We start from the raw sequence: 5,520 nt of genomic DNA on the forward strand, positions 1-5,520 counted from the left end.
GGGGCGGAGCCCCCGAAGGGGTCCGGGGCGAAGCCCCGGTTTCGGGAAGGGGCGGGGTGGGGGAAAGCCCCGCAGGGCCCACCCCGGCACCCCCACCGGCCCGAGCCACGGGAACGGCACCGGCTGCGGCCGAGACGCCGGCTCCGCCGGAGGCCAAGGCGACGGCCCGCCGCCGCGCCCACCGCACCGGCACCGCCGCACAATACCCATCGGGATCGTTGGCCAAGGCCAACCCCGCCAGGCCGAACAGGATCACGGGCAGATGCGCCGACTCCGTCACGTAGTCCGCCATCACCCGCGGGGCGACGGCGAAGACCAGCCCCGCCACCACCGCGTACTGCGGCCTGCGCACGCCCGCCGCGACGACCACCGCCAGCCACACCAGCCCGGTCATCGCGGTGAAGTCCGTAGCGGTGATGCGGGTGTTGTACGAGGCGTACATCACGCCCCCGAACCCGGCCAGCCCCGCCGACAGCGTGAACAGCAGCAGCTTCGTGCGCAGTACCGACACCCCGGAGGCCATCGCGGCCGCGGGAGCGGACCGTACGGCGAGCATCGCCCGGCCCGAGGGGGAGCCCCGCAGCGCGCTCAGCCCGGCGGCGACCGCCGCGACCAGGACGACCAGGGCCACCCCCAGCGCCCGGTCGTCGGACAGATCCACGGGCCCGATGACGGGACGCGGGACGGACCACCCGGAGTCCCCGTTGCGCAGCCACCGCATCTGGAAGAGCACCTGGTCCGCCAGGAAGGCCAGGGCCAGGGTCGCCAGGGCCAGGGAGCGTCCGCCGAGCCGCAGCGCGGGCAGCGCGACCAGTGCTCCGAGGACGGCGGCCACGCACGTACCGACCGCCAGCGCGGCGATGAACGGCCACCCGCGGCTCATCAGCAGTCCCGCGACGAGCGCGGCCCCGGTCACGAAGGTGCCCTGGGCCAGGGACACCATCGCTCCGAGCCCGGTGACCACGGTGAAGGACATGAACACCAGGGCCAGCGCGAGCCCCTGGGCGAGGAGCCCGCTCCAGAAGGGGGTGGTCACGGTGTAGAAGGCCGTCGCCAGCAGGACCGCGCCCGCGGCCCACACCCCCCAGCGCCGCGCCCACGGGGCCCCGGCCAGATGGTCGGGCGAGGCCACGTCCACGGCGGCGGTCCCGGCGGCCCGGGCCCGCCGGGTGAGCACCAGGAGTCCGCCGAACAGGATCAGGAAGGGCACGGCCGTCCTGAAGCCGGTGACGGAGTCGGCGAAGGACGCGTAGCCGACGACCAGGTTCTGCAGGACGCCGAGCCCGAGCCCGCCCGCGAAGGCGAGCGGGACGGAGGCGAAGCGTCCGATGACGGCGGCCGTGGCCGATACGAACAGGAACAGCGTGAAATCGTGCGCGGACAGCCCCAGCAGCGGGGTCGCCAGGACCCCGGCCAGCCCGGCCAGCCCCGAGGCGATCATCCAGGCCACCGAGGACAGCCGGTCGGCGTCGATCCCGCGCAGCTCGGTGAGCGAGCGGTTGTCGACGGCGGCCCGCAGCCGCAGCCCCAGCCGGGTGTGCCGCATCAGCACCCACAGGGCGACCGCGACGAGGGCCGTGGCCACCCAGGTGATCAGCTGGTCGGAGTCGATGCCCACGTCCGCGGTGAGCTGCCAGGACGTGGCGGGGCTCGGCCCCACCCCCGGCAGCCCGAACTGGTTCTCCGCGGGCTTGAGCGGCGCTCCGGCGTCGGTCAGGAGTTCCACCGTCCACAGCCCGGCCGCGGGCAGGGCCACCAGCAGGCCGATGGTGGCCACGATCTGCGCCGTCTCGCCGACCTGCGCGAGCCGCCGGAACATCAGCCGGTCCAGGGCCCACCCGAGCCCGGGCGCCAGGACGAGGACCACCAGCAGCGCCGCCGGGACGGCCGGCCAGCCGAGCCCGGAGTGCAGTTCGTAGAAGGTGAGCGCGCACAGGTAGGCGGTGGCCCCGTGGGCGAAGTTGAACAGCCCGGACGCCGAGTACGACAGCACCAGCCCGGTGGCGAGCAGTGCGTACAGGGCGCCGGACACCAGACCGCTCAGTACGAAGGCGAGCAGATCTCCCATGGCGTTTCCCGTGCCCCTACTTGAAGGGGATGGGCTCGTAGCACTTGAACGGTACGGAGACCTCGTACGCGCCGTTCTTCAGCTGGACGAGCGCCCCGCAGCCGAAGCTGTCCTTCTGGCCCTTGGGCTCGGCGCGGTCGCCGACGAGGGTGCCGGTGTCGGAGAAGCCCTGCGCGGCGGCCTGGAAGGACTCGACGGTGAGGTCCTTGCCGGCCTTCTGCGCGACGGACACGAACAGGTCGGCCGACATGTAGCCCGTCATCATGTGCATGTTGAGGGGAATGTCCTGCCCGCCGTTGGCGGCCTTGATGTCGGCCTTGAACTGGGCCATCTTCGGGTTCGTGGACTCGAAGGGCTCGAACTGCAGCAGGACGTGCACCCCGTCGAGGGCCTGCTTGGTGGCGTCCTTGGCGAGCAGGCCCGGGTCGTAGTCGGTCGGGTCGGAGAGCAGCCCCTTGTACCCGCTGCGCTTGAGCGAGGTGAACAGCCCGATGTTGTTGGGGGTCTGCATGACGGAGACGACGGCGTCCGGGGCCTTGCCGCCGTTGCTCTCCAGGATCTCCTTGACGTACGCCGACCAGTCGCTCGGCACGGCGGTGCCCGGCACCGAGGCCTTGGCGTAGGAGACCTTGAACCCGGCGCTGGTGAAGCCCTGTTGGAAGGTGCGCACGCCGAACTTCCCGGCGTCGCTGTCGTTGGCGATGATCGCGACCGACTTGCCCGCGGCGCCGCCGAGGACCTGGCCGATGCCCTCGGGCCAGGTCTGGTTGATGGTGCCGCCGGGGGTGGGGACGAGGCAGCCGTTGAACCCGTAGATGTACTTGGGGCCGCAGAAGGAGGGGAGCGTGCCCCAGCCGAAGGTGGGCACCTTCTCCTGCTCCAGGAAGTCGGCGCCGGTGAAGGTGACCGAGCTCATGGGGGAGACCGCGAACACCTTGTCCTGCTGGACGAGTTTGCGGGCCGCCGCCAGGTTCTTGGCGGGGTCCTGCCCGTCGTCCTCGGCGCCGATGTAGTCGATCTTCCGGCCGTTGATCCCGCCCTCGGCGTTGGCTCTCGCGTAGCGGGCCTTCGCCCCGAGGTCGGTGTCCTTCTTGCTGTAGCCGCTGGCACTGGTCATCGACACGATGCCGCCGACCTTGATCGAGTCGGCGCTCACCCCACGGGAGTTGCCGGCGGCTCCCGGCTTGTCGGGGGAGGCGCTGTTGGAGGCGGAGTTGCAGGCGGAGACGAGCGCGAGCGCCGCTGCCGCGGCGGCCAGGGTGCGGATCGGTCGCAACATGTGTGGATCCCCTCCGGTCGGAATCCCCGCATTCTGTGCGTGACCTGACGCATCGTCAATATCAATGACAAGTAAAGTGACGACCCGTCAGGTAACGGTTCGGACCGTTGGCGTGATCGCGCAGCGCCGGGCCGGCGGTGCCCGTCAGGACCGGTAGAGGGCGGCCACCTCCTTCGCGTAGGCCTTCTCTATGGCCCGCCGCTTCAGCTTCAGCGAGGGGGTCAGCAGCCCCCGCTCCTCCGAGAACTGCTCGCCCAGGATGCGGAACGTGCGGATCGACTCGGCCTGCGAGACCAGGGTGTTGGCCGCCACCACCGACCGGCGCACCTCCGCCGTCAGATCGGGGTCGAGCGCCAGCTCCGCCGCCGGGAGCCGGGGGCGGCCGCGCATCGCCAGCCAGTGCGCGACCCCCTCCATGTCCAGGGTGAGCAGGGCCGCGATGTACGGCCGGTCGTTGCCCACCAGGACGCACTGGGAGACCAGCGGATGCGAGCGGACCCGCTCCTCCAAGGCGGTCGGCGCGACGCTCTTGCCGTTGGAGGTCACCAGGATCTCCTTCTTGCGCCCCGTGATCGTGAGGTACCCGTCCGCGTCGAGCCGCCCCAGGTCCCCCGTCGCCAGCCAGCCGTCCCGCAGGACGGCGTCCGTGGCGTGCGGGTCGTTGAGGTACCCCGAGAAGACGTGGGCCCCGTGCAGCCAGATCTCCCCGTCGCCGGCGATGTGCACCGTGCCGCCGGGGATCGGCCGCCCGACCGTCCCGTACTTGATGGCCCCCGGCGGGTTCGCCGTGGCCGCCGCGCAGGACTCCGTCAGCCCGTAGCCCTCGAAGACCGTGACCCCGGCGCCGTCGAAGAAGAGCCCCAGCCGGCGGGACATCGCGGAGCCGCCCGACATGGCGTACCGCACCCTGCCGCCCAGCGCCTCGCGCACCTTCCCGTACACCAGCTTCTCGAACAGCTGGTGCTCCATGCGCAGCTTCGCCGAAGGCCCGGGCCCGGCGCCGAACGCCTTCTGCTCGCGCGCCTCCGCGTACCGTACGGCCGTGTCCACGGCCCGGTCGAAGGGCCCCGTCCGGCCCTCGGTCTCGGCCTTGCGGCGGGCGGCGGCGAAGACCTTCTCGAAGACGTACGGCACCCCGAGCACGAACGTCGGCCGGAACGCGGCCAGGTCCGGCAGCAGTTCGGCCGCGGCCAGCACCGGCTGGTGCCCGAGCTTCACCCGGGCGCGGACCGCCGCCACCTCCACCATCCGCCCGAAGACGTGGGCGAGCGGCAGGAACAGCAGGGTGGACGGCTGGTCACCGGGCCGGGCCTGGAAGACGGACTCCCAGCGGGTCACCATCGTGTCCGCCTCGAACATGAAGTTGCCGTGGGTCAGCACGCAGCCCTTGGGGCGGCCGGTGGTCCCCGAGGTGTAGATGACGGTGGCCGTCGCATCGGGGGTCACGGCGCTCCGGTGGCGGTGCACGACGTCCTCGGCGACCGGGAGCCCGTCCCGGACGAGCTCGTCCACGGCCCCCGCGTCCAGCTGCCACAGCCGGCGCAGCCGCGGCAGCCGCTCGATCACCGAGCCGACGGTCATGGCCTGGTCCTCGTCCTCCACCACACAGGCCGTGCACCCGGAGTCGTACAGGATCCAGTGCACCTGCTCGGCGGAGGACGAGGGATAGACGGGGACCGGCTGGGCGCCGATCGCCCACAGCGCGAAGTCGAAGAGCGTCCACTCGTACCGGGTACGGGACATGATCGCGACCCGGTCCCCGAAGCGGATGCCCTGCGCCAGCAGCCCCTTGGCGAGCCCGAGCACCTCGGAGGCCAGCTCGCCCGAGGTCACGTCCCCCCAGACCCCGTCCGACTTGCGGCCGAGCACCACCCGGCCGGGGTCCTCGCGGGCGTGCAGGAAGACGGCATCGGCCAGGCCGCCGACGGGTGAGCCCGTGACGACCGGGGGGACGGTGATCTCGTGCAAGGCCCGCTCCTCTCCGTACGGCGCGGCGACGCTATCCCACGCCCACCCGCCGGTGATCACGGAAGGAAGACCTCCACAAGACCTCCCCAGCGGTGCGCCCGGGACCCGCTCTAGGTGTGTTGTCCCGAGACGTTGGTGACACGCGTGCTGGGTTCTTGAAATGGGTGAGGGCCTCCGGGTTCGGTGTGGATTGCGACATCTCCAC

3 protein-coding genes are annotated in these 5,520 nt (G+C 71.9%); all 3 read right to left on the minus strand.

Going from position 1 to position 5,520, the window contains the following annotated elements:
• On the minus strand, window positions 1-2,068 hold a 2,068-nt coding region (locus ACFWNV_RS39170; RefSeq protein ID WP_383956979.1), incomplete at its 3' end, for an ABC transporter permease.
• 16 nt (window positions 2,069-2,084) lie between these two features.
• Window positions 2,085-3,347 (minus strand): ABC transporter substrate-binding protein, encoded by a 1,263-nt coding sequence (locus tag ACFWNV_RS39175; RefSeq protein WP_383956982.1) that lies wholly within the window; start codon window positions 3,345-3,347, stop codon window positions 2,085-2,087.
• A gap of 144 nt (window positions 3,348-3,491) precedes the next feature.
• Window positions 3,492-5,315 (minus strand): AMP-dependent synthetase/ligase, encoded by a 1,824-nt coding sequence (locus ACFWNV_RS39180; protein ID WP_383956985.1) that lies wholly within the window; start codon window positions 5,313-5,315, stop codon window positions 3,492-3,494.
• Window positions 5,316-5,520 lie beyond the last annotated feature (205 nt).

Source organism: Streptomyces sp. NPDC058401, assembly GCF_042722885.1.
Lineage (GTDB): Bacteria > Actinomycetota > Actinomycetes > Streptomycetales > Streptomycetaceae > Streptomyces.